General features: G+C 50.9%; 18 protein-coding genes and 1 riboswitch. Of the genes, 6 read left to right on the forward strand and 12 right to left on the reverse strand.

The window, feature by feature from the left end; genetic code table 11:
- Positions 1 to 13 precede the first annotated feature (13 nt).
- Positions 14 to 3,148, reverse strand: coding sequence for a SusC/RagA family TonB-linked outer membrane protein (locus tag BP71_RS05890; protein ID WP_496377575.1), 3,135 nt, complete (start codon positions 3,146 to 3,148; stop codon positions 14 to 16).
- Between the two features lie 662 nt (positions 3,149 to 3,810).
- On the opposite strand from BP71_RS05890, the gene BP71_RS05895 reads away from it, so the two are divergent.
- The 3 genes from BP71_RS05895 (at position 3,811) to BP71_RS05905 (ending at position 6,296) form a co-directional block, all read left to right on the forward strand.
- Positions 3,811 to 5,007: a sensor histidine kinase gene (locus BP71_RS05895; RefSeq protein ID WP_496377577.1), complete on the forward strand. Its 1,197-nt coding sequence runs from the start codon at positions 3,811 to 3,813 to the stop codon at positions 5,005 to 5,007.
- Complete coding sequence (locus BP71_RS05900) at positions 4,979 to 5,749, forward strand: LytR/AlgR family response regulator transcription factor (protein WP_496377579.1); 771 nt, start codon at positions 4,979 to 4,981, stop codon at positions 5,747 to 5,749. The genes BP71_RS05895 and BP71_RS05900 overlap by 29 nt, the downstream gene beginning before the upstream one ends.
- Positions 5,750 to 5,924: 175 nt before the next feature.
- On the forward strand, positions 5,925 to 6,296 hold the full coding sequence (locus BP71_RS05905; RefSeq protein ID WP_496377581.1) for a hypothetical protein: 372 nt from the start codon (positions 5,925 to 5,927) through the stop codon (positions 6,294 to 6,296).
- Between the two features lie 102 nt (positions 6,297 to 6,398).
- On the opposite strand, the gene BP71_RS05910 is transcribed toward BP71_RS05905, so the two are convergent.
- From BP71_RS05910 to BP71_RS05950, 9 genes are all read right to left on the reverse strand, one after another.
- The gene (locus BP71_RS05910) at positions 6,399 to 7,388 is read right to left on the reverse strand and encodes a quinone oxidoreductase family protein (protein ID WP_496377583.1); all 990 of its coding nucleotides are present in this window, start codon (positions 7,386 to 7,388) and stop codon (positions 6,399 to 6,401) included.
- A gap of 59 nt (positions 7,389 to 7,447) precedes the next feature.
- Positions 7,448 to 8,344 carry a helix-turn-helix domain-containing protein gene (locus BP71_RS05915; protein WP_496377585.1) on the reverse strand — a complete coding sequence of 299 codons (897 nt, stop codon included), beginning with the start codon at positions 8,342 to 8,344 and terminating at the stop codon, positions 7,448 to 7,450.
- 62 nt (positions 8,345 to 8,406) lie between these two features.
- Positions 8,407 to 11,493, reverse strand: coding sequence for an efflux RND transporter permease subunit (locus tag BP71_RS05920; protein WP_496377587.1), 3,087 nt, complete (start codon positions 11,491 to 11,493; stop codon positions 8,407 to 8,409).
- A gap of 18 nt (positions 11,494 to 11,511) precedes the next feature.
- Positions 11,512 to 12,552 carry an efflux RND transporter periplasmic adaptor subunit gene (locus BP71_RS05925; RefSeq protein ID WP_496377589.1) on the reverse strand — a complete coding sequence of 347 codons (1,041 nt, stop codon included), beginning with the start codon at positions 12,550 to 12,552 and terminating at the stop codon, positions 11,512 to 11,514.
- Between the two features lie 8 nt (positions 12,553 to 12,560).
- The gene (locus BP71_RS05930; protein WP_496377591.1) at positions 12,561 to 13,928 is read right to left on the reverse strand and encodes a TolC family protein; all 1,368 of its coding nucleotides are present in this window, start codon (positions 13,926 to 13,928) and stop codon (positions 12,561 to 12,563) included.
- Positions 13,929 to 13,978: 50 nt separating this feature from the next.
- On the reverse strand, positions 13,979 to 14,593 hold the full coding sequence (locus BP71_RS05935) for a TetR/AcrR family transcriptional regulator (RefSeq protein ID WP_496377593.1): 615 nt from the start codon (positions 14,591 to 14,593) through the stop codon (positions 13,979 to 13,981).
- A 119-nt stretch (positions 14,594 to 14,712) separates the two neighbouring features.
- Positions 14,713 to 15,672, reverse strand: coding sequence for a cytochrome-c peroxidase (locus BP71_RS05940; protein ID WP_496377595.1), 960 nt, complete (start codon positions 15,670 to 15,672; stop codon positions 14,713 to 14,715).
- Positions 15,673 to 15,692: 20 nt separating this feature from the next.
- Entirely contained in the window at positions 15,693 to 16,148 is a 456-nt protein-coding gene (locus BP71_RS05945; RefSeq protein WP_496377597.1) for a protein-disulfide reductase DsbD domain-containing protein, read from the reverse strand.
- 225 nt (positions 16,149 to 16,373) lie between these two features.
- On the reverse strand, positions 16,374 to 17,687 hold the full coding sequence (locus BP71_RS05950; RefSeq protein ID WP_496377599.1) for a peroxiredoxin family protein: 1,314 nt from the start codon (positions 17,685 to 17,687) through the stop codon (positions 16,374 to 16,376).
- A 379-nt stretch (positions 17,688 to 18,066) separates the two neighbouring features.
- Positions 18,067 to 18,164, forward strand: a riboswitch (SAM riboswitch).
- Between the two features lie 329 nt (positions 18,165 to 18,493).
- On the opposite strand from BP71_RS05950, the gene BP71_RS05955 reads away from it, so the two are divergent.
- Entirely contained in the window at positions 18,494 to 21,241 is a 2,748-nt protein-coding gene (locus BP71_RS05955; protein ID WP_496377601.1) for a TonB-dependent receptor, read from the forward strand.
- A gap of 15 nt (positions 21,242 to 21,256) precedes the next feature.
- A complete protein-coding gene (locus tag BP71_RS05960; protein ID WP_496377603.1) occupies positions 21,257 to 22,051 on the forward strand; it encodes a DUF4397 domain-containing protein in 795 nt (264 codons plus the stop codon).
- A gap of 82 nt (positions 22,052 to 22,133) precedes the next feature.
- Here the strand turns inward: BP71_RS05960 and BP71_RS05965 are convergent, their stop codons facing one another.
- Positions 22,134 to 22,523: a hypothetical protein gene (locus BP71_RS05965; protein WP_496377605.1), complete on the reverse strand. Its 390-nt coding sequence runs from the start codon at positions 22,521 to 22,523 to the stop codon at positions 22,134 to 22,136.
- A gap of 254 nt (positions 22,524 to 22,777) precedes the next feature.
- Here BP71_RS05965 and BP71_RS05970 point away from each other — a divergent pair, with 254 nt between their 5' ends.
- The gene (locus BP71_RS05970; RefSeq protein ID WP_496377607.1) at positions 22,778 to 24,340 is read left to right on the forward strand and encodes a sulfatase; all 1,563 of its coding nucleotides are present in this window, start codon (positions 22,778 to 22,780) and stop codon (positions 24,338 to 24,340) included.
- A 130-nt stretch (positions 24,341 to 24,470) separates the two neighbouring features.
- Here the strand turns inward: BP71_RS05970 and BP71_RS05975 are convergent, their stop codons facing one another.
- Complete coding sequence (locus tag BP71_RS05975) at positions 24,471 to 25,616, reverse strand: efflux RND transporter periplasmic adaptor subunit (protein WP_496377609.1); 1,146 nt, start codon at positions 25,614 to 25,616, stop codon at positions 24,471 to 24,473.

The raw sequence follows: 25,616 nt of genomic DNA on the forward strand, positions 1-25,616 counted from the left end.
AGGCGTTTTGAAACTAGAATTTCACATTCAGATTGAAACCGATACTGCGGGTCGGCGGCAGACCAGGCCAGAAATCCAGACCGGTCGCGTTATCCGATGAGTTGAGTACCTCCTCCGGATCCATGTTTTCCGTCCATTTCTTGATCACCAGCACATTGTTGGCGACCGCGCTTAACCGCAGCCCTTTCACAAATGAATTCTCAGGCAGCAATTTCCCCAGATCATAGCCCAGCGTCAGTTGCCGCAGCTTCCAGAATCCTGCATTGGACACAAAATCCTCATTGACACCCAACGGGTTAACAGATTCATAAAATGGCTGTACCGCGGCCTTTGTCTTGTTTACCTCACCGTCCGAATTTACGCCGTTTCCAATGACAAATCCCTCCGCACGGCCGGGTAATGTCCGTTTCGACAAGCCATGCCGCAGGTAGTTGATATTCCTCCCGGCAATCATTTTGTGTCCCAGTTTGAAATCAACCAAAGCCGACAGCACGATACCCTTGTAGGTGAATGTGTTGGTGATCCCTCCGAAATACTTGGGAAGCGCATTGCCTACGTTTGTCAATGTGTTGTTCCGCATGGGCATACCGCTGTTTTTATCAAACACCTGACGTCCCTGGGCGTCGCGCAGGTACATAAACGTGTAAAGCTGGCCTAATGGCTTTCCAACCACCATATTGAGCGTACGGCCTCCCCCACCGCCTACCGTGATCACGGTGTCTTTGTCCGCCAATCCGAGTTTCAGCACTTTGGAAGTATTGTAGGAAATATTGAAACTCACATCCCAGGTAAAATCCTTTCCCTTGACAGGCGACCCGGTCAGCAATAATTCGATGCCCTTGTTCCGGCTCCGGCCAACATTGATCAGCTGGGCCACATACGAAGAAGCGTCTGAAATCTGGGCGGCAAGAATCTGATCATCAGTTGTTTTGTGGTAATATGTCAAATCAAAACCCAGCTGGTTATTGAACATCCGCATTTCCAAACCTGCCTCGGCTTCCTTGATCCGAAGCGGTCGCAGGTTCTTGTTCGGGACGATGGAAGCATTGATGCCCCCCACCGGTACCAGCTGGCCCGAGGGATTAGGAAACGAGTTGTTGTCTACTGAGTAATACAGCGCATTCGAATAGGGGTTCACATTGTCCGAGCCAACCTGTGCATAGGCAGCCCTCAATTTACCAAACGTGATCCAGGCAGGCAGGTTCTTGAACGCCTGCGAGAAGATGAAGCTACCCGTTACCGACGGATATAAAATACTGCGGTTCTGAGGTGCCAGCGTCGAGAACCAGTCGTTGCGCGCCGTGACGTTCAGGTAAATGAATTCTTTCCATGAAATCGTCGCTGCCCCGTATAGTGAATTGATTTTCTTTTCTGAAAGGCTGTAAAGCGGGTTTTTGACGCGGCCATTCATAACGGTGTACAGATCGGGCTGGATAAAATCCTGCACCGTTACACTGTTGTAGTCCATCCGGGCATAGCGCTGGTTACCGCCTAGTGTCACATCCAAACCTACATGGCCGAAGGTATGGTTTCCCCCCAGAATGAAGTCAAGGTTACGTTCGGTGTTTCTGCGCACATCCTGTGTGAACGAACCGTTTACATAGCCCACCGGTGCTTTCGCAATCGGTGCGTAGCCGTTGGGGATATTGTAGTCCTGATTGCGTACATAAAAGTCCTGCGCAATCCGCCCCTGCAGATAGAGCCAGTCGGTAAACTGATACTTCAGTGCAACATTGCCAAACAACCGGTCGCGGCTAATATTTTCAAAATGGTGGCTTAACGAGTAGTAAGGGTTATTGCGCACCAGGAACCTTGAAAACACAAATTCATCCCCATTCGCATGGGTCTGGTTCTGCCTGAGGGCATCAAAGGGCATGGAGTTCGCCAGCGTGAAAATGACCGTCGAAGTCGCAAAATCCTGGGCGTCGATCTGCGGTGGATTGGTGTTCTTCTCTTTGGAATAATTGATGTTCCCGAATGCAGTGAACCGCTTGGAAATATTCTGTGTAAAACCCAGGTTCACCACTTTCCGGTTAAATTTGTTATTCTCCACGATCCCGCGGTTATCGGTGTTGGCAAGCGAAAGGCTGAACCCGCCGTTCGGGCCGTTGTTGGAGACTGTAATGGTATTGGTCATGTTGGTACCCGTCCTATAAAACTGTTTCACACGGCCGCGTACGGGCTCATAAGGCCATATTTCATCGTCGAACAACACCTGGGTCATACCGGGCTCGAATTTTTCACCAAAGCTCCACACGCCTGAGGTCGGCTCTTTGGTGGTCGGGCGCTTCCCGCCCTCGCCCTGGCCGTACTCGTACTGAAAATCAGTAAAGTCCAGCGGCGTATCCGTGGTGAAATTGATATTGTAATCCAATCCGATCCCTTTGCCCGTGCCGCGGGTCTTGGTGGTGATCATCACCACTCCGTCCTTCGCACGCGATCCGTAAAGCGCCGCTGCGGTCGCGCCTTTCAGCACCGTCATCGATTCGATATCATCCGGGTTGATACTAGAAAGACCGTCCCCGCCGTCGGAATTGTTCGCCGCCCGGGGACTATAATCCCCCCCTCCAGCGAAGTTGGAGTTATCGATCGGGACACCATTGACGACAATCAGCGGGTTATTCTGTCCGCTGAAAGACGATTGTCCGCGGATGCGGATCTTCGCGGTTCCGCCGGGCCCTGTCGACAGGGAAGAAATATTCACACCAGCCATTTTACCCTGTAAAGAGCTGACTACGTTGGGGGTACGATTGGTCGAAATCTGGTCTGCATTGACGGTGGCCGTGGCATAACCTAACGTTTTGGCTTCCCGTTTGATACCCAGCGCCGTTACCACGACCTCGTTCAGGTTCTTCGATTCCTGCATCAGCTGTACATCGAGCACCGATCGTGCACTGACATTGACCGTTTGACTGACGTAACCAATAAATGAAAAAACCAGGGTCGCATTGGCAGGCGCATCGAGGGCGTATTTGCCCTCCGAATCGGTAACGGTCCCCTGTGAAGAGCCGCTGATCAGGATGTTCACACCGGGCAGCGGTTCTTTGTCCTGGCCGGTTACAGTACCTGTAATCCGGCTGCTCTGGGCGAAAGCAGCACCGCAACACAGGTATAGAAACAAGGTGGCAATAGTAAAACACTTCTTCATCTCTTCTAATTGGGTCAAAATTCAGGGTGAGTGCTATGCAAAACATACACGAAAACCGTAGTCGCTACGGACACGAGGGCCAGAATTCAAAAAAAGACAAAATGATATCACGCGTTCGAAAAACACATCGAACGATCATATATATACGTAATCAACAAGGCAGCCGGGGACCACAATCAACCAGGGATCCCGGGCGCTTTGAAGCGCAACACACTCGGACCAGGCTACGAAATCAGCTACCTAAATTCATTTAAACGATTAAGCAAGTCATACGTCAAAATGCCAGTTGAAAAATTCTTTAGTCAGGTTGTTGTGCTGGTACCGGGTACTTGAATAGCTTGCCGGGAATTAAAATGAATGGCAAGAGAATATATAAAATATGTCGTCTTTAATATTTTATAATTATTCTTCTAAAAAGGTAATAATGTGACCAAATGTAGATTTAATCGATTAAACAACAAAATTTACAAACAATTATTTTTATATTTTTTCTGGAAATAAGCACAGCCACCGGTTAATACTGATGAATTCGCAATAAACCGGTAAAATGTATTTCAAATAACCATTCGCCCGCTTTGCGGAGTGCCGGTTACAATCCGGTGGTGAAAGCACTAAATTTGTCCTGAAATCCTGTTACCGGTTTCTACCCCATCCATCCTGTCATGACTTTTTTAAAACGTATGTTGGAACAATCCAGGCTGCCGCTCACGGTCAGGCAGTTCTGGTGGTATTCCTTCTGTTACTGGAGCATTTTCGCTATAATAACATTTGGTCAGCTTATGATGCTGTGGCTATTGAAAGAAGGGATGGTAATGCGGGCGCACGAGATGTTCATCTGGCTCCTCGATGGACTATTCTGGTGGTCGACCAGTCCGTTGGTGCTCTACGCTTCGATCAAAATACCCATTGTATTCAAGCTGCGGAGAAGCTCATTGCTGAAACCGATCCTGTATCACCTGGCGATCGTTACCTTTTTGAATATTCTCGTCAACCTGGTTCATTACTACATTACCAACCCACTCATGTTCCGGGCTGTGGGCAGGTCCATACCACTCGAAAATTACCTGTTTTCGTTTTTCATCGCTTATACGGCCAGCTTTGGTCAATATCTCTTACTGGTGGTAGGTTTCAACAAGGTATCCTACATTTACCGCTACCAGGAGCTCAAACAGCAGAATTTCGAAACCGAGCTGCACAATGAACAGTTGCGCGGGCAACTGGCCAATGCCCAATTGCAGTCGCTCAAAATGCAGCTCAACCCCCATTTTCTCTTCAATACACTACACAGCGTCGTGAGCCTGATGGTGAAGAATGATATACGCAAAGCGACGCTGATGATCACGACATTGAGCGATCTTTTGCGTGCGGTGCTTGTCAATCAATCGGCCGATTTCATTCCTCTGCAGGAAGAACTCAGGTTGACGCGGCAATACCTGGATATCCAGCAGATCCGTTTCCAGGACCGTCTGAAAGTAGAATACCATATTGATCCGGCTTCTGAACTGTATCCGGTACCCCAGCTGATCCTGCAACCGCTAGTCGAAAATTCGATCACCCACGGCATTTCCGATCTCACCACCAATGCGCTGATCAGCATTACCAGCGCGGTGAGCTCCACGGGGATGCAGGTGACCGTATACGACAATGGCACCGGCGCCTCTGCACGCAAGCCTTCCAAAGGAATGGGCCTGGGGCTGAAAAACACCCTCATGCGGTTGCAACAGGCATACGGTGAAGATGCCAGGCTGGAATTCGACCAACCAGCCACCGGCGGAACGTCGGTCAGGCTGTTTTTTGAAGGTCAACCCAAAACAAAAACCCCGAAAGAATATGAAGTATCGCTGCCTGATCATCGATGATGAAGTGCTGGCCAGGGATGTAATCAGGACGTTTGTACAGCATGACCATGCCATTGAAATCACCGATGAAGCTGCCAATGGCTCCGAAGCGGTGGTTAAGATATTGCAAAACAAACCCGATGTAATTTTCCTGGACATTCAAATGCCGGAGCTGGATGGATTCGAAGTACTCCGCGAAGTTTGGCCGCATCACCAGCCGTTTGTGGTGTTTACGACCGCCTACGACCAGTATGCATTGCGTGCATTCGAGGTCAATGCCATCGACTATCTGCTCAAACCATTCGACGAAATCCGCTTTCACCAGTCGCTGGGACGATTGAAAGAAAGGTTGAGCCAAAAGTCGCAGCCAAGGATCGAGGAACTGGTGAACAGCTTGTTGCGCGACCAGCGTGAAAAAGAAGACAATTACCTGCTTCGGGTACTCGTGAAAGAAGCCGGCAAAATGTATCTCGTCAAGACTGAGGATATCACCCATTTTTCGGCGGATGGCAACTACATTTCGGTGTACACCCCGCAGAAGGTTTATACAATCTACGAAAGCCTCGGCAGTCTGGAAAACCGGCTCGACCCGTCGGTAATGATCCGTGTCGGGCGCTCCAACATTGTGAATATGAATTTCATTACCGAACTGGAAACGTACTTCAACGGCGAGTACATTATCCATTTATCGACCGGAGAAAAAATCAAATGGACTCGTGGCTATCGGGATAATATCAAGGCATTCCTGACTAAAATGGGGTAACGCCCGGATACAGTCTAATGTAACATCTGCACGGTTTAAATAACCAAATGCTCAGATCAGACATTTTTTGTTCCAATTTAAACGGTTCTGAGGGCAAATTTGTCGACAAGAATAGCTTTCCGCGAAAAGCGGATGCTGGATACCTTACATATTACCTGACTCAAATCTCTTAGCCATGTTCATTAAACCTTCTACCATCTTAGCCTCAGCAATCTTTGCATTGCTTCAGAATCCCAGATCTCCCCAGCAAAAGCAATGGCTTTTTCTCGTGGCCGTTGTGGCCACGGTCGTCATTTATGGAATGTTCCGGGGCATAAGCATCCAAAACCGACCGGAACAATCACCCGTAACTATCCAAGGCAGGTGCCACTCTGCAGAAAGTACAACCCTGAAGTGGAGCTACGACGAAATGGCCCACAAACTGATCATGGAAAATACAGACCTCACGTGTGAGGAGATCAGCCGGGGCTTTTCGAAGGGCATTGGCCATGCGCTGATCAAAATCACCAGACAGATCGATGCGCGCCCGGTGATTGTAAATATGTAACTCGTTGCTGTTGCCGGTGAAAACACCGGCAACAGCCCCATTCGTCCGGTCTCTCCAAAGTAATCTTCATCATCGCCCCGGGGGGCCGCACCACAATCATTTTCATCCCGCGGAGACCCGTACGACAATCTTCCCCATTGTATGTCCGCCTTCGATGTCCTCATGTGCGAGCGCGAGGTCATGCCAGTCATAAAGCTTCGAAACATGGGGAACCAGGGAACCGCTTTCCACCATTTCAGTCAGTCTTTCCAATATTTTCCCCTGTCTGTTTCCCCCGGGCTGCTGTAACGGACCGCCCATAAACTGATAGCTTACCGTGATGTTCTTCAATAAAGCGCGGTATCCTTCGGAAGTGTCCATGGCTACGGGTAATATAGAACAGATATGCCCGTTAGGGGCTACGTAATCGAGGCATTGGTGAAAACAGTCACCTCCGGCCGTGTCCAGAATCAGGCTGGCGCCCTGTCCGTCCGTCAGATCCTTGATCGCTTCCGGAACTGGTTCTGTTTTGTAATTCAGGACGTGATCAGCATTCAGCTCGTCCTTGCAGAAAGCGATCGATTCCGGCCGGCTGGCTGTCGTAATAACCTTGCAACCTGCTTGTTTCGCCAGCTGTACGGCAATATGCCCCACTCCACCCGCGCCGGCATGGATCACCACGGTGCTACCGGGCCTTACCTGCAGCCTCCCGTGTAAAGCCTCCCAGGCTGTGATGCCCACCAGTGGTAACGCAGCGCCCACCACCTCGCTCACGGTGCCGAAATACGTACACGATCGGTGGTCTATCGCCACGAATTCGGCATTGGCAGCTCTGCGAAAAGGCGTTGGTGAGCCGATCACCTTGTCTCCGATGGCAAAGCCGGTTACTTTGGCACCTTTCCCAACAACGATCCCGCAAACATCGAACCCCAGGATGAGCGGAAAGTTCCTGAAAATGGATGACTTCGTACGGATACGGCAATCGAGCGGATTTACGCTGGTGGTAAGCACTTTTAAAAGGAGGTCGTTCTCCAGACAGGCCGGGTCAGGTATTTCCTGTATTTGAAACACCTCGCGGGCCGGGCCGAAGCCTCTGATCACATTTGCTTTCATACTTTTTTACCTGCAAATGTATCCGCAGACGCACGAGGACGCTTATCCGGGCGGGAGTGCTATTTATCCGATCGGGAGTTTCGGATCGCCGAGGGGCGACAGCCGTATTTTCGCAAAAACGCATTCGAAAAACTGCCCGCGCTTTCATAGCCGCATTGCAAGGCGATCGTCGCCACGTCGAGCGCGGTATCATGCAACAATTGTTTCGAACGCGCCAGTGTCAAATCTGATTGATATTGAAAAACAGAAGTATGCAATTCCTGCCGGAACAATTTCTTTAAATAAAAAGTATTAGTTCCGAGGCATCTGGCCAGTTCGGCGATGGTAAGATAATGCTTCGACTGATGGACGTGCCACAGTGCTTCGTCGAGTAATTGCCGGCTTCTCACCGGACTGATACGTTCCTGGTTGCCGTGATACTGGACCGCAAAATTGTATAGCTGATCCAGAATGAGTTTTTCTTCCAACAACTTTCTCAAACCCTTCGAGCTATTTCTCAACGTTATGAAATCGCGGCGGGTTTCAGGTAAAAGCGTGCCGGTAAGGCTATTTTTGCCGAATATCCCGACCATTTCCGGTGCCAGCATTTCCAAATGGGCACTGGTTAAATGAATGTGAATGAGTTTGAAATCAGTATTCCCGGGCAAATGCGACGGATAAGATTCCTCCGAGGTCCGGTACCAGATCGCGTGGCTGCTTTTGAATGCATAAGGCTCCGCGTTAGCCGGGCTCGACCAGGAATTACCGGCAATGCAGAGCACGATCTTATGAAAACAATCAGGATAGCTCACATCCAGTGAATGCGCTTCACGGGTCTGGAAATCAAACCAGTGAACGGCGCTCGTTAAAGTATCTGCCGTATCAGATTGCTCGTAGCGCGTGTACAAACGTTCGTTAACATAACCGGGCACAGATTTTCCGGGATACAGCAGTTCATTCTGGCAGGATATTTTCATGATTTTCACTTCATGTTCTCCTGCAAAATAAACACGATCTAGGTAAACCTGTGCCCTGTTACTTAATATTCGGCAACTAACACCGCTTCCTCCACGTTCTCCTTCTGCTCAACCCTGGGCGGTAACAGTTTGTACATCACTGGTGTCACTAAGCGGGAGAGCAATGTAGAACTGATCAGCCCGCCGATGAGAACCAGTGCAAGCGGCGAATACAATGCGCTGTATTCAATGACGAGTGGCAGCAAACCGCCGATGGCGGTCATAGAAGTAAGAAGTATCGGCACGAAACGAATTTCCCCCGCTTCGATGATCGCTTCCTCAATACCCTTGCCCTGTTCGCGGAGCTGATTGGTAAAGTCCACCACCAGCAGCGAATTTTTCACCTCGATTCCCACCAGTGCGATGAACCCGATCGTTGCGGTGAACGACAGCGTTTCGCCGGTCAGGAACAGCATGGCTAATCCACCTACGATACCCAGCGGGATCACCGATAACACGATCAGAATACTCTTGAATGTCTTGAATTCGAGAATCAATACGCCCAAAAAGCCAAACACGGTCACGAGGATAATCAGTCCCAGGCCTCCAAAACTTTCTTCCTGGCTCTCTTTCTCCCCAGCTACGGTAAAATGCTGTCCTTTTTCAAATTTGAAACTGTTCAGCTTCTGCGTGATCTGCTCGTTCATCTGCTGCACATTGTAGCCCGGCTTCACAAACGCCGAAACAGTCACATAACGGTCTTTGTCGTAATGCCGGATCTGGTTGGGAGAGCTTTCGAGTTCGATCGTCGCGACATTCTTCAATGGAATGCTGGCACCCGACGCCGATGTGACATAAAGCTTGTCGAACACGCTGTAATCCTGGATGGCGGCATTCCGTGGTACCGACACGTTGATATTGTAGCTATCCGCCTTGCCCACATCTTCCCGGTAAGTCGCCACGTTCAGGCCTGCCGCACCCAGCCGGACAGTTCTGTCGATGTCCGCGGACGAAATGCCCAGTGTACCGGCCTTTTCCTTGTTAACCTGCACCCGCAGGTCGGTAGGCTGCACCTGTAACGGGTTGTTGACATAGATCGTCCCGTCAATCTTCGTCAGAAGGTCGGCAATACCGAAAGCAGTTTTACGAAGATCGTCCAGGTTTTCACCGTAAATACGGTAAGCCAACGGGGCTTCTATCAGCGGGCCCTGTTCGAAATCCTTCACTTTGATCTCCGCTCCGGGATAGCGTTCCAGTTTCTTTCTCAGCTTTTCGATCACCGCTACCTTTTCCTCGGTTTCGAGTCCTTCCACCTGCACGAAAATCTCGGCAAAATTCTCACTTTCATTCCGCTGGATCACATTGTAGTAAACTCTCGGATTACCCTTGCCCACATTGGTCGCGAAGGACGTGATCAATGGTTCCTGTTTCAAAACCCCTTCCACGTAGCGCGCGATTTCGTTGGTCTTTTTCAGATTGATCCCCTGCGGCGTCTCGATGTCGATCAGGAACATCGGCTTTTCGGATTTGGGGAAAAGGCTGTTACCGATCAGCGGGACGAGGGCGATCGATCCGGCGAAAATGAGACCGGCGATCAGCAACGTCGTTTTGGGCCAGTGCAATGCTTTGTCCAGTACGCTGCCATAGGTTTTGTGAATGCCCTTTTTCATCCCGCGCAACAGCCAGTTGCCGTCTTCGCTCTGGTGCGGTTTCAATATCACGCTCGACAGGAACGGTACCACCGTCAGTGAGACGATCATCGACGCAAATACCGTCGTGATCACCGACATTGGAAGGCTCCTTATAAAATCCCCCGCTCCCTCGGGCAGGAACACCAGCGGCAGGAATGCGAAGATCAACAGGATCGTACAACCCACCACAGCCAGGCCGATCTGCGACGATGCCTGAATAGCGGCCTGCACTTTGCCGTAACCCATCCGCAGGTAACGTTCGATGTTTTCAACGACGACAATGCTGTCGTCTACCAGGATACCCAGTGCCACGATCATCCCGACGATACTGAGTTGGTTGATATTGTACCCCAGGAGGTTCATTATCGTCAGCCCGATGGCCAGTGACAACGGGATCGAGATCATCACCACTAACGAAGCGCGGGTTCCCAGTGGCAGCAACGTCAGTAACACCAGCAGAATGGCAATACCAAAGTCCCTCGCGAAATGCGAAAGGCGGGTATCGACACTTTTGGCCTGGTCAAAAACCTTGACCAGTTCGATATTCGAGGGCAACTGTTTTTCGAATGCAGCCACGACGGGCTCCACCTGGCCCTGGACCGAAATGATATTTTCGCCTTCTTTCTGGCTTACATTCACAAAACTGCACCGGAAACCATTCAGGCGGGTTATATGCGTTTCGTCCTCATAGCCCATTTTTACGTCCGCCACATCTTTCAGGTAGACGATTTTACCATTGGAACGCGAAACGACCGTGTTAGCCACTTCGTCAAGGGTTCTGTAACTGCCGCTGGTCTTGATATTCAGCTTTTTGGTAGCCATGCTGATGCTCCCGCCCGGGATATTCACGCCTTCGCTCTGCAGTGCTCCTACAATCTGGTCCTGTGTCAGCTGTTGCTGTGCGATCTTTTGCAGGTTGAGGCTCACTTTCACTTCGGGTTCGGGAATGCCTGAGTACTCCACTTTCTTCAAAGTCTTCACCTTTTCGAGTTGTTCCTTGAATGCTTTGGAATACTTCTTCAACTGGGCATAGGTCGCATTTTCGCTGATCAATGCATACTGGTAAATGCTGACGTCCGAGGGAATCTGTTTGTTGATACGGATATCGGCCACGTCGGCCGGCAACTCCGAACGGAGTGCATTGATTTCCCGGACCACCTCCTGGTATTTATCGTCCGGATCGGCGCTGTATTTGTACATCACCTGCATCACGGCAAGCCCGTCCCGGATATCGGTAATGACATGTTTCATGTCATCGAGCTCGTTGATCTTCTTTTCCATCGGATCCACCACCAGCTGTTCCATATCCTTGGGATTGGCCCCGGGGTAAACGACCACGACGGTAAACTGCGGCGGATGGATGTCCGGATCTTCACTGCGCGGCATCGTGAAGAGCGAGTAAAGCCCCAGCGCCAGCACCCCCAGAAACACCACCAGCGTAAACTGATAGTTCTTGACTGCAAATTCAGGTAGTTTCATCATTGTTCCGGTTGAATGTTACTGAACTACTTTAATCACCGACCCATCGGCCAGGTAGGCCGACCCCTCGCGTATCACCTGTGCGCCCGCATCCACACCTGCGAGGATGAATGCCTTATCGCCCTCGAGGAATGCGATTTTCACCCTTTTCTTTTGTGCCTTGCCGCCATTGGCTACAAACACGAATGCGCTGTCATCATCGCCCTCGATCAGAGCATCGACGGGAATGGAAACCATGCTGGTTTTTTCTTTTGGATAAATGCTCACTTTGGCGAACAGCCCGCTCGCCAGCTTCGCAGCGGATTTACCCAGCCGGATCTCCACCTGATAAAGTCCCGATGCCGCGTCGCTGGCCTGGGCGAGCGTTTTGACACTACCCGTAAAGGTCTGCGGATAGGCGTCGAAGGTAACCTCCGCGGTTTCACCTCCTTTTAAGCGAGCCCAGTCCTTGTCGGTCAGGCCGCAGCGGATGATCCAATCCTGGCTGCTGGTACTGCTCACAAACAATACCGGCGTACCGCCCTGCACCTGTTCACCTGCGTTCTGCAACTTCTGAATTACCACGCCATCGGTGGTAGAGATGATTTTGGATTGCGAAAGATTGAATTTGACGACATCCAGTTGTTTTTCAGCGATTACCAAAGCCGTCTGCGTGTTTTCGAGCTGCTCTTTGGTACTCACGCTGTCACGGTAAAGATTCTGCACGCGTTGGGCGTCCCGTTTGGCTTTCAGGTAGTTCTCCTCGGCCTGACCCATTTGCGCGGCTATTTCCGTAGTGTTCAGTGTGGCCAGGAGCTGGCCTTTGTGCACACGGTCGCCTTCCTTGACCAGCACATCGCGGATAATCCCACCTACTTTGAAGGACAACCTCGCTTCGTTTTCCGAAGCCAGCAAACCCGATGTTTCCACAGCCTGCGCCTGCGTGAGTGCCGCCGAATGGATGACCTTGACCGGAATCGTTTCGTCGGTCCGTTCCTGTTTTTTTTCTTCCTTGCAGGACGCGGCCAGCGTAGCGGCCACCATTACTGCCCATATGCCCGGATGGAGTGTAGTCTTCATTTTATTTTTCAGTTTGAGAATAAATAGCTTGCCTTCGCCCGTTCCAGTTCAGCGGCGCGGGTGCGGACATTGAGATAGGAAATACTTTGTTGCAACTGATCGCCGATCAGCCGGTTCTGTGCGTCGAGGAGCTCGATGTAAAGGAGCTGGCCTTCCCGATAGAGCTTTTGCTGGTCCTGGTAATATTGTTGGGATAATGCCGTCTGGCTTTTGGAAGCCTGATAGGTCTGAATGGCGGATTGCAGATTATTGCCGGCGGTCCTGGTTTGCAGTTGAAGCTGCTGCTCTACCTGGCTGATTTGCTCACCGGTGACTTTTCGGTCCATTTCGGCCTGTTTTACCTTATACTGCGTCCGGTTATTGGCAAAAACGCGCCAGTCGAGCGTCACACCGAAAAGATAATAGCGGGTATCCTTATTGAAATTCACAAAGTCACCCTGCGAACCCAGGTCCAGGAACGTTGCAAGCTTCGGCAATGCAGCTGCACGGGCCAGTTGTCCGGATAATGCATTGATTTTGGAGAGCGATTCCAGCTTGACCAATTCCTCCCTCCTACCCGACACCGCCGTGTCGGCCAATACGTTGGATTCGTCCGGCCCGGCCAATGCAATCTCCGTGTCCAGGGGGTTATTGAGTAAAAAGTTGAAATAGGCTTTCGCATTCACCGACTGATTCCTGGCATCCACGAGCCTGGCTTCCAAACCAATAAGCTCGTTCTCCGAACGGCTGACCACCGTCCGGATGGCCTTGTCATTCCGCACCAGGGCCTGATTGAACCGCAGGTTCTCCTGCGCCAGCGACACCGCGCTTTCTAAAATGCGAATGGCTTCATCCGATTGCTGACAAGCGTAGTAAGCGAGCTTGATCTCCTTTACTAACTCTCGTTTATAAACGTCAACCTCGGCCTGCTGGAAATGGATCTGCTCCTTCCGTATGCGGGTGTTGTAGGTGATCTCCGCATTGTACAACGGCAGCGACGTCCTGAATTTCGCGTCATAGTAGTTTCTGGGATTGAAAGTCTGGTTTACATTCTCTACCTGCGGGAAAGCGGATGAATTGGTCAGCTGGTTCAGCGAACTGTAAACCGGGTTCAGCAGGTCGCCGATGGGAATGCTGATCTTCCGCCCGCCCCGCGAATCCAGGTAAGAAGTGCTGAAATTGACTTCGGGATAAAAGAAAGTCCTTGCCTCTCTTAATGCGTAAAGGCTTTTTCCCAGGATAAACCCCTGCTGTTTAAGGCCCTGATTATTGCGCAGCCCGTGGTCAATGTACTGCTGCAAGCGGGCATCCTGCCCTCGCACGGGTGCGAAGAGGCTTAGCAAAGGCACAAGAACGTACTGCCAATGCCGGGGCATGGTTTTCAAAAATCGAATCATGATAAGTAATGTTTATTTTATAAACACCGTTTAGTGAATGGCAAAATTTTTTATGTTTTCAGATTATCTAAAAAATTATCGAACGACGCGAACAGCATTTGTCGCACCACATCGTCGGTCTGCATCAGGATGCACATCCTTTCGCGGATGTAAAGTGACGCCAGCCCATGCACGAACGACCAGGTTGTAACGGCGGCCACATGCAGATCCACCGGCTTGATCCGCTGCTGTTCCAGGCAAGCCGAAAGCGTTTCCAGCAGGTAACCAAAAGCGCAATCACCAGCCTCCCACTTCTCCTCACTTTTGATCTGAGCCATCGGCGCGCGCATGATGAACATCAGATCGTAATAGTCAGGGTTTTCGATTGCAAACCGGATGTACGTTTTGCCGATGGCAGCCAGCCTCTCAAACGGGTCTTCTACCACGTCATGCTTCCGCAGTTCCTGATCCAGAATCGCAAATGCATTTTCATGAATGACATAGAAAATCTCATCTTTCTCCTTGAAATACAAATAGATAGTAGCGGGACTATACTCGATATCCTCGGCAATATTACGAATAGACGTCTTATCGTAACCTTGCTTTAAAAACAGCTGAGTAGCCGATTCGATAATCAGGTTTCTCATTTCCTGTTTCTCCCGCTCTTTTCTTTCCTTGATCGCCATGCCTTTGTAATTACGATGTAAATATAATAAACACTGTTTAGTAAATGCAAATTGTTTAGTAAAATAAGGGAAGAATGGCGATATTCTACCTATGAGCGGGAAGCTATTCTGCAAAAGAGCTATTGTCTTTTAAAACGGTCGTCGGTAAGGGCTTCAAGGAAGGCGACAATGTCATCGACCTCTGTGCCGGACAAATGGAGCGGAGCAGCCAGCGACAGGTCGCGGTTGATGCTGTTGCTGACGAACAGATCGGGCGTATTGTAATACTGCACGACTTCCCGCAGCGTTTTGAACATGGCATTATGCATGTAAGGTGCCGTCACGGCCACATTGCGCAGCCCCGGCACTCTGAATTGCCCCAAATGGGCGCTGTCTCCAGTGATTTTAAAACGACCACTGTCGGTAAGCTCCCTGCCGTTGAAAAGGCCGATACTTTTGAAACGATCCGCTGTAAAATCTTCGCCTGAATGGCAGGTAGCGCAATTAGCCTTGCCGATAAAAAGCATCCGGCCCCGCACGGCCGAAGCAGACATGGCATGTTCATCGCCGTCCAAATAGCGATCGTAAGGCGTATCAGTGGTTTCCAGTGTCCTTTCGAAAGCGGCGATCGCATTCAAAAGATGCTTCTGGTTCACCCCGGTTTTGAAGATCTTCTGAAAGGCCGCACTGTAATATGGATCAGTTTGGAGGCGGGCAACAGCGTCCACTACCGGCAGGTCCATTTCGTCGTGGGCCGACAGCGGTCCCAGGATCTGCTCTTCCAGCGAAGTGGTACGACCGTCCCAGAAGAATGCGCTGCGCCCCGACAGGTTCGTCAATGCAGGACTATTGCGCGTCACACGGGTACCTTTGTCCCCGATACTGAATGCGGCCGTGTCGGCGAATGCAAATGCCGCCAGATGGCAGGACGCGCAGCTGATGCGGCGCCCGCGGGAAAGAATGGGATCGGAGAACAATTTCTCACCCAGCTCTTCTTTCGTGTTCACATCCCGGCGTGCAGGAGACGGCAGAAAAGCCATGACGGTCGCCAGCAACATCCCGGAAAGAATCGTCGCCGGCCATTTCTTAATATCAGGCATAGTTAATATTAAAAGTATTGTCATTGAACCTCGAACGGCTCTTTGAAAGGCACACATAATCCATCGGCATTGCTGCACAGCAACCCTTTGATGGTACCTGAAATCCGGAAGCCTTTTTGCACGACTTTCACGGTTTGCCGGAACTCGGCTTTGTCCACAAAATACGTATAGGCCTTGTCCCAGGTCGGATCAACGGCCTTTAATGTCCCTATCGGCCGGACTTCTCCTACTAGCTGATAAGTATCCGCCCTTATAAAAATAAACTTTGTCGGAAGCGGACCGATATCCCCTTTGAAATCAGATGAATACAGCTTCCAGTTTTTGTCTATCGCCGCAGAAAATACCACTTCGACCTCATCCACTGGCCCGGCCGACGGCTTCGACACCGTCACCGCCCATTTCGAAAGGTTTTGCAGGTCCTGGGCCGCTACATCGACCGACGCCAGCAGCAAAAAAAATAATATCCTGTAAATCATAATCAATGCATGGTTGAAAGAAAGAATAAACAACTGCAAAGCATGATACACCTTGCAGTTGTCTCAAATCACCACGTACCTAGTTAGTTGAACTCACGATTTTGTATTTCTGCTGCACCCAAACTGTCAGTCTGAGCGTACCGGGCCACCCGTCGAGATAGTCTGTACGGGAAGCACGCCTCTGCGTAAAATCCCCCCGGCCGCGGCGCTCAGGGGCGCAGATACTTACTTAGAGTTTTTCGTTGTAGCTGCACTGGCGGAACTGACACCAGCCGGTACCGGCTCGGCGATGAGCTCGTCGAGGTCCTTGTTCCATTTTTTCACATATTCCGTAAAGTATTCGCCGGTGATCTCTCCGGTGTAGCCCGTGTGGATCTGGCGGACCTCCCCTTTGCGGTCGATGAGAATGGTGGTCGGAAAAGCCATCATCCGGTTGAGCGCGGGAAGCTTTTCGGAAGCCACTTTCTTGTCAGCAATACCCCCGAAAAGAATGTCGTACTCAATTCCATATTTCTTTTTCAGGGTACCGAGCGTGTACCTGGCGTATGCGAGGTCATCCTTTTGTTCAAAACCGATCGCGATGGCTTCAACGCCGCGCTGTTTGTTCTGCCGGTACCAGGGCGAGAGGAACGATGTCTGGTCGGTACAGTTGGGGCACCAGGTGCCGATGATCTCCACGATCACCACTTTCCCTTTGTATTTATCATCGCTGAGCGAAACGAGTTTGCCGTCCAGGTCGGGCAGCGAAAAGTCAAGTTTGGAGTAACCTTCTTTCAGGTGGGTCAGCTTGTAAGGATCCGGCAGTTCGGCCTTATCGTTCTTGACCCCTTCGAATTTCGTATTGTCGTAAATCCCGGAACTGATCACCCCGGTAATCGAGCCGTCCTCGTTGATCTTACCCCTGTATACGCGCGGGTTCGGGCCGGAAAAGTGTGAAAGTACAAATTCGTCCCCCTGCACCACTCCTTCGAGCTCCCGGCTGTCGCCCACGGTCGACATCACTACACCTGTCAATTTATTTCCTTCCTGTTTCAGCAGCGCCACATTATCCGGCATTTTTGCTTTACTGAATACCTGGAGGTCCCATTTGCCGCTCAGGTTATGCTTAGTGGGCTGCTCTTTGCCTTTTTCGACGAAACGGTAATCCTTACCATATTCCGCCGCGAATGGCAACGCATTGCCCCGGAAGCCGGGCACCAGACTGCGGTATTCACCGGTAATCTTGCCATCCGATTCCACCCGGGCGACCAATGCCGCATCATAGGTATTCATTTTGACAAAAATCGAATCCGCACCCAGCCGGGTCACCTTGAAATCGTCTCGGCGCGTGCCGTTGAGCAATGTGAGCACAGGATGCTCCTTATCCTTTGCATTGTATTCGAAATTAAACGGAATGTGCGTTTCACTGATCACGAATTCTCCGCGCCAAATACCCTGCCTGGGCGATTTGCTTTCCCGTCCGTCGTTGGTGTGCGTAAAGCTGCTGAGCAACGTGGCCCCTGCCAAAGCCACGGCTTTCATCTGGTTGCTGATCTTCATACAACTTGAAATTTGAGATTTGAAAATAAGTTAACTGTATAGCCTTGCCGGGTGCGCCCCGGAAGAACTCCTTGTTTTGGCCCGGAATATTGTGCAGGATCTTCCCGGAACCGTTAACTAATCAAAAGGTGGTTTTCAATCAGACGTCGTAACAACGCGGAACAAATATAGCGCAGGAAATTATATTGTCTAGTATTTTTGTAGGATTGGTAGAATAAACTCGGATTTTGTACCACTAGAACCTTCGAAGGGTACATATAATGCGGCATGGCATTTTGGTGGCAACGTGTCCGATTTGCATTTCAAAAGTTTTGATAATCCACTAAACCCAGCCTTACATTTGTGACATCTTACAATTGCTACCTGCATAGTGAACGTGGATTTATACAGAAAGAGGGAGAGACAGGCTCTACGAACTCTTAGCAACTTTCCAGGGTGGAATCAGTGCTAACCTGCCTATTTTAGGAACTATAAATTTACAAACCATGTCCAGCAAATCATTTTCAGCCAGGCGGATTGCCGCTAAACATCACCAGAAATGTTGTCCGGAAGACATCTGGCGCAGTTAGTCATTTTTATTTTAATATTTAATCTATAAAATTGATAGATTAAATATAATATTCCAATCCGGTGCGCTCCGGTAAACCCCGGCCGGACCGGTCGCGAATGGGACTGCAGGCTCTCCATTCGTACCGGAACGTCCCCGGGGCGGGCAAATCGCAACAGATAATTCTGACGGCATTGCCCCTACCGGCGCACCGGATTCGAATTCAATACAAATCAATCATTTAGTACAAACAATACTTATGAAAAGATTATTACTTTTTATACTTTTATTTCCATTCGCCGCTATTGCACAGCGGGCGCTGACGGGCGTGGTTACCGCTTCCGAAGACGGTACTGCATTGCCCGGAGTGAATGTATCCATTAAAAATACGCGTCAGGGCACCATTACGGATGGCTCAGGGCGGTTCAGCCTGAGTCTGGTCCGCGGTGAAACCTTGGTTTTCTCTTTCATTGGGTTTATATCCAAAGAGATCCGGATCACGGAAGCCAGTGAATACGTGGTGAGCCTGGCCCCCAGCACCCACACCCTGGGTGAAGTGCAGGTTGTAGGTTCCCGCAATGCCAACCGCACGAAAATCGACTCTCCCGTACCGGTGGATGTGATCGACCTGAAACCACTGCTCGAATCCGCTCCGCAAGTCAGTATTACCCAACTTCTCCAATATGTATCCCCTTCTTTCCATTCCGTCAACGGAAGCAACGCCGGCGACGCGGGCTCAGCTTTAAGCCTTTCCCAGTTACGCGGGCTCGGTGTGGACCAGGTACTGGTGCTCATCAATGGAAAAAGACGTCACAAAAGCTCCAACATCAACTGGGGCGGCCTGGGCAATGGTGCTACCGGTTATGATCTCAACTCCCTCCCTACTGCCGCCATTGAACGCGTCGAGATGCTGCGCGATGGTGCGGCCGCCCAATACGGCTCGGACGCAATTGCCGGGGTAATCAATATTGTTCTCAGCAAAAGCACCGAACAGCTGACCCTCAGCTCGACAGCCAGCACACGCCGACGTGGCGATGGCACCACCACCCGAACCAATGCCAATTATGGTTTTGCATTGGGAAAAACAGGAGGCTATCTCAACACCACGGCCGAATTTGCGACCCAGGCCATAGGATTACTTCCCGGGAAGGACGATGCGGGCTTGTACCTCGGTCCGGTTTACGGCGGAGGGGCCAACACCCGCAATTACGACGCGATTTATACCCGCGAGATCGACGAGGCGATCCTTACCTCCCGCGGCATCGACCGCCATCATTTCGACCGGCGGGCAGGCGGATCCAATAAGGCCAAAGACGCCTTGTTATTCTTCAATGCTGCCATTCCCCTGCGCCAGAATGCCGAGTTTTATGCATTCGGCGGGATCAGTCACCGCAATTCCGAATTCACGGCCGTATATAGGCTACCGGGATGGACCGAGCGCAACAACGCATTTCTTTACCCCGACGGCTTCCTGCCCGAAATGCAGAACATTATTACCGACAAATCGCTTGCGGTCGGTATCAAGGGAAAGATCCGCGACTGGGACATTGACATTTCCAATGTGTACGGCAAAAATGACTTCGGCAACGTGATCACCAATTCGCTGAATGCCAGCCTCGGCCTCAAATCCCCCACTACATTCGACGCCGGCAGTTACAATGCCAGCCAGAACACGGGAAGCATCGACATCAGCCGCTATTTTACCAAAGCGTTGAAAGGGGTCAATGTAGCCTTCGGAGCACAATACCGCGTGGAAACCTATCAGATCATCGCCGGGGAAGAAGCTTCTTATTCCAAAGGCGACCTGCGCACTATCTACGGGCTCGACACCACCGCCACAGGCATTATTTACAACGTCAAAGAGGGAAGTATAGGGCTGAACGGGCTCTCTCCCGGTTCCCAGATCCACGCGGGCTTCCGTCCGGAGAACGCGGTGAATGTAAACCGGTCGATTCTGGCAGGCTATGCGGATGTCGAAGCAAACGTCACCTCCCACTGGCTGCTGTCGGGAGCGCTGCGGCTTGAAAACTTCTCCCTGCTCGGCAACGTGACTACTTATAAAATCGCCACGAAATACAGCATAACCGACTGGCTGGGCATTCGCGGTTCGCACAACACCGGTTTTCGCGCCCCTGACCTGGCACAATACTACTACACTGAAACCTCAACCAGTTTCCAGCAGGGACGTGCCATCGACCAGGTAACGGCCTCTAATCAGAGCGCCGCTACCCGTGCGCTGGGCATTCCATCGCTCACCCCGGAAAAGTCGAAGGGCTACACATTCGGTTTTACGTCCCAGCCATTTGCAAACTTTGAGCTGACAGCTGACGCATACCTGGTAAATATTAAAAACCGCGTGGGGAACACCGGTAACTTCTCGGCGACCGACGCCAACCTCCCGCTGGAAGTAAGGACGCTCTTCATGCAAACCGGGACCACCCAGGCCAAGTTCTTTTACAACTCGTTCAGTACGCGGACGAAGGGACTGGAAATCACAGGCAGCTACCGCACACCTTTCCGGAACGGCACGTTGAGCCTGCTGTTGGGTGCCAATTTTGTAGGGAACGAGGTGACACAGGTTAATACCCCCAGGGGATTGGAGGCTTATCGCTACATTATCTTCAATGATGGCGAAAAAGCGCGTGTAACTTCCAATATCCCTGGTCAGAAGGTCACATTGCAAAGTATTTTCAAGAAAAACCGGCTCACCTATCTGGCCCGTGCAGTGTACTTTGGTTCCGTGACCAATGCCTCTGCATTGAACGCCACGTTCCCGAAACCCGACTATTTCTATCAAAAACTGAAACCGATCTGGGTGTCGGACGTATCTGTCGCATATGCCCTCTCAAAAAGCATTCAGGCTACCGTCGGTGTCAATAATGTCTTCAATGAACTGGGAGATTATTCCGATCCGAAGTTATCCGCGCTGAACAACCCTTCCGTGATAGGTTTGCAAAACGGAAGCGCAGGCATCCAGCCATTCGTCCGTATCTCCGCTAAACTTTAAAACACTGATTTTCTGATGAAAAGACCCATAACAAGCACAATATTCAAGTCTCTGACCGGCGCCGCGTTAGCCCTGACGTTCTATTCCTGCAAAGACACCGGTTACCTGGACATCGACCCGGCAGACAGGCCACCATTGAGCGCATTTATCAGCTTTGTGAATGCAAGGCCTGTCAACGCAGACCTTTACTTCTGGACTTTCACCGACAAGGTTACCCCTTCGCCTGTTCAAAGCAACAAAGCGTCCGATTATGTGCCCACCGTTTTTGGTAATGTACAGATCAACTTCACAGAGGGCACCCATACGAGTTACAAAGCTTCGTACCAGTTCGGTAATTCTGCGACATTCAGCGCCACTGGCAGGCCCAATGGTCCCATTGCGACCTTTTACCACACCGTGGTCGCCGCCAGAACCGCCAGCAACAAAACCGACTCGCTGATCCTCTTCTACGACGATTTGAAAGCGCCCGCGCCGGGAAAGGCGAAACTGCGTTTCATCAACCTTTCACCAGGTGTCGGCGCATTGCATGTGGTACGCGACGGGAAACCGCTTTTCAGCAATGTAGATTACGGCCGGGCGGCCAACTCCGCACTGAGCGGCGAGACATTCAGCGCCTGGTCGCTGGGGCCGTTTGAAGCGGTCGATGCCGGAACATACCAGCTAGATTTGATCCAGGTGAAAGACCAGGTTAAAGCAGGCAGCGGCTCGGTTCAGCTTGAAGCAGGCAAAATCTACACGATATTTACTCGTGGACTTCCCACAGGCGTACCCGGTTTCGGCCTGAGCGTCATTGAACATCCTGTAAAATAATATGGTGATTGGACTACGAATCCGCGCTGCCGTTTGGTAGCGCGGATTTTTGTATTCATGCGCCTTTTACGTTACCGCAATGCTAGGCTACCGACAACATTCTCCGGCTCAATGCGCTGACCCGTATGCCTTTGAGGTACTTGGTACGTTCCTCGATCTCGTTCTGATACCGGAACAGGAAGTCGTTACCGATGTTCCGTTTGAATTCCTTTGTGGCGTCCTTCAACTGCTTACGGGATATTCCGCTGTATGCGAGTTGCAGCAGCTGCGATTTTTGGGAAGAAGCATTTTTCAACTTCCAGTATTGCGGGTGGTTGCTTCCGATCGGCGGGCGGAAGTCAGTATCCAGCCTTTCCCGGATCAAAAATTCATAATCGATTATAATTTCCTTGCGGCCTTTGATCAATTGTCCTTTGACGATGATCCTCGCCTCCCTGTCTGCGCTCAGATGAAATGTCTTTTCAAGTCTCATTGTTGGTTCCTAATTAGTCGGAGTGATGTATGTTATAAAACTCATTCCAGCAATCGGGTGGTTCAATGCAAGAAAACAATAGTCTACTTAATTAATAGACAAAATAAAGTTATTTTCCTTGATTTGCAAAATGGGGGGCAGTAGTTTTTTTAGGCCCAACATCATTACCTAACTTAGCATTACATCCATTGGCTTGTCAATCCAAATCCCGATCTTGCCCAAACGAACTATTCAACCTAAGCCCACAATAAATAATGAACATCCGGCACTTTGGAAGATTACTATACTCCTCCATTTTCATCAGCGTAGCGTCCGCCCTTTCCGCGTCCGCACAGCCCGGTACTAAAACCAAGCCTAATATCATCGTTTTCCTCGTCGACGACATGGGCTGGCAGGACACATCCGTACCATTCTGGAACAAAACCACCGACTTCAACCGCCGATACCGCACACCCAACATGGAGCGCCTGGCGCGAGAGGGTGTCAAATTCACCAACGCTTACGCCATGCCCGTATGTACGCCCACACGGGTAAGCCTGATCACGGGTGTGAATGCCGCCCGCACACGCGTCACACACTGGACCTCCCCGGATAAAGACAAAAATACGGACTACCCCGACCCCGCACTGGAAGCCGTCGACTGGAACATAAACGGGTTCAGCCCCTCGGAGGGAGTGGCACACACATTCCACGCCACCGCATTGCCCGAAGTATTGCGACAGAATGGCTACTACACCGTACACAGCGGAAAAGCGCACTTCGGATCGTCAGACACGCCTGGCGCCGATCCGCGGAACATCGGATTTCAGGTAAACATTGCTGGCAGCTCCATTGGCCATCCAGCCAGCTACGCGGGCGAGCAGCATTACGACCACCCTGTACAAGGTAAGCCCAACCGCAATGCCGTACCTGGCCTGGAAGCCTATCATGGAACCGGCACTTTCCTGAGCGATGCCATTACCATAGAAGCATTGAAGGCCATTGAGAAACCCGTTGCAGATCAAAAGCCGTTCTTCCTGTACCTGGCGCATTATGCAGTGCACGTCCCGCTTACCGCCGACAAGCGCTTCATCGACAGCTATCTCCGCACGGGCCTCGACAGTACCGAAGCAAAGTATGCCGCGCTGATCGAGGGGATGGATAAAAGCCTGGGAGACGTTCTGAAATACCTCGATGACAAAAAGATTGCTGATAACACCGTAATACTTTTCATGTCTGACAACGGAGGCCTTAGCCTCACACCCGCACGGGGCGGACAGGCATGGACGCACAATCTTCCCTTAAAAGCCGGCAAAGGGTCCGTGTACGAAGGCGGTATCCGTGAGCCAATGCTCGTAAGATGGCCGGGGACCGTAAAACCAGGCAGCGTCGCGGAGCAATACGTGATCATCGAAGACTTTTTTCCGACCATTCTCGAAATCGCGTGCATCAAAAATGCGAAGCTTATCCAAAAGCCTGACGGAAAGAGTTTCCTGCCCATTCTGAAAAACCCCGCACTTAAAGACAACAAGCGTATCCTGGTATGGCACCACCCCAACCGCTGGATCGCGGCCGATGGCCCGAACATCCATTATGCCAGCGCATTGAGACAAGGCGACTGGAAGCTCATTTACGATTACCACAATGCCAAACTTGAACTATACAATCTCAGCAGTGACATTGGTGAGCAGAAAGACCTCGCGACTGCCAATCCTGCCAAAGTAAAAGAACTCGCGTTCCTGCTGACCAAACAACTCAAAGCATGGGATGCACAATGGCCGAATTTCAAAGCTACCGGAAAACCCGTGCCGTTCCCCGATCAGATCGCCTCCAAATAAAAAACACCTTCCGGGGATCCCCGGAAGGTGTAATAGCTTTACTCAACGTGTACATTACCTATGTGGTATTACTATTGAAAAGATAACACCTACACCCCGAATAGTGCAAGAGGATCTTACTCAACGGCTACTAGCTCTCCTTTTCAGCGTTTTTCATTTTCATCAGCAATGTATAAGCATTCCGGAACACGAGCCTGGAATGGACGCCGATATCTTTTCCGTTAATCTGCTGTAATCCGTCCCAGGCGGGCCCCGGCTCTACTTCCACCATTTCAAATCTTCCCTTTTGGCGTTCTGCAAATACGTATGACTTGTTCTGCCAGCGCACCACGGCATCTTCGGGGACCGTCAAAGCCCTCGAGACCCGGACTGCCACCTCTCCGTTCATGAACATTCCCGGTACCAGCGACGGACTGAACCGGGTAAAATGGCAATGTACTTCCGCCGTCCTGTCGTCGGTAAGGCTTTTGCCGATGAGAATAATCTCCGCATGAAACTTCTTTTCCGGATCGCCGTTGGTGTAAGCTGTCACCGATTGCCCTACGGCCAGTGTGCCGAGGTCCTTTTCGAATACGCTTAATGCCAGATGAATATCGCGGGGGTCCACCAGCTCAAAAAGCATATCCGTTGGCGACGTGTATTTTCCGACATTCACGTTTACCTTGGACACGAATCCGTCGATCGGCGAAACGATAGGCACACTCCGCGAAATATTTTCGGAGGTCAGCTTCCCCGGCGAAATGCCGATTATTTCCAGTTTTTTTGCCAAGGCATTCATCAGGATACGCTGTGTTTCCATTTCCGCTTTGGCCTGCTGAAAAATCTTGTCGCTGCTTGCTTTATTCTGGTTAAGATCCTTCTGCCGTACAAATTCGCTTTGTGTAAGCGTAAACTTTTCCCGTGCGGTAAGGTAGTCCTGTTGCAGCTGAATAAACTGAATGTCTTCCAGTTCGGCCAGAACCTGCCCTTTTTTCACACGCATTCCCGGAAGCATCCTGGTGGTTTTCAGATAGCCGCCCAGCGGAAAACTGAGACTGATAATACTCTGCGGCGGCACGTCGATCTTCCCTTGTAAGGTGAGTACGCCTGAGACCTCTTTCAGGACCGGATTGCCCACCTCGATCCCGACATTCCGGATCTGCTCCGTATTGAATGAAACCAGTTTTGCAGCTGAATCCGCTTCCACGGGGTTTTCGGCTTGCTGTTTGTCGGCATCGGTACCGCAGCAGAAACATGTCCATAGCACCGCTATGATGAGGATGATATTTGCTTTCAT

The sequence above is a fragment of the Dyadobacter ginsengisoli DSM 21015 genome, assembly GCF_059568735.1.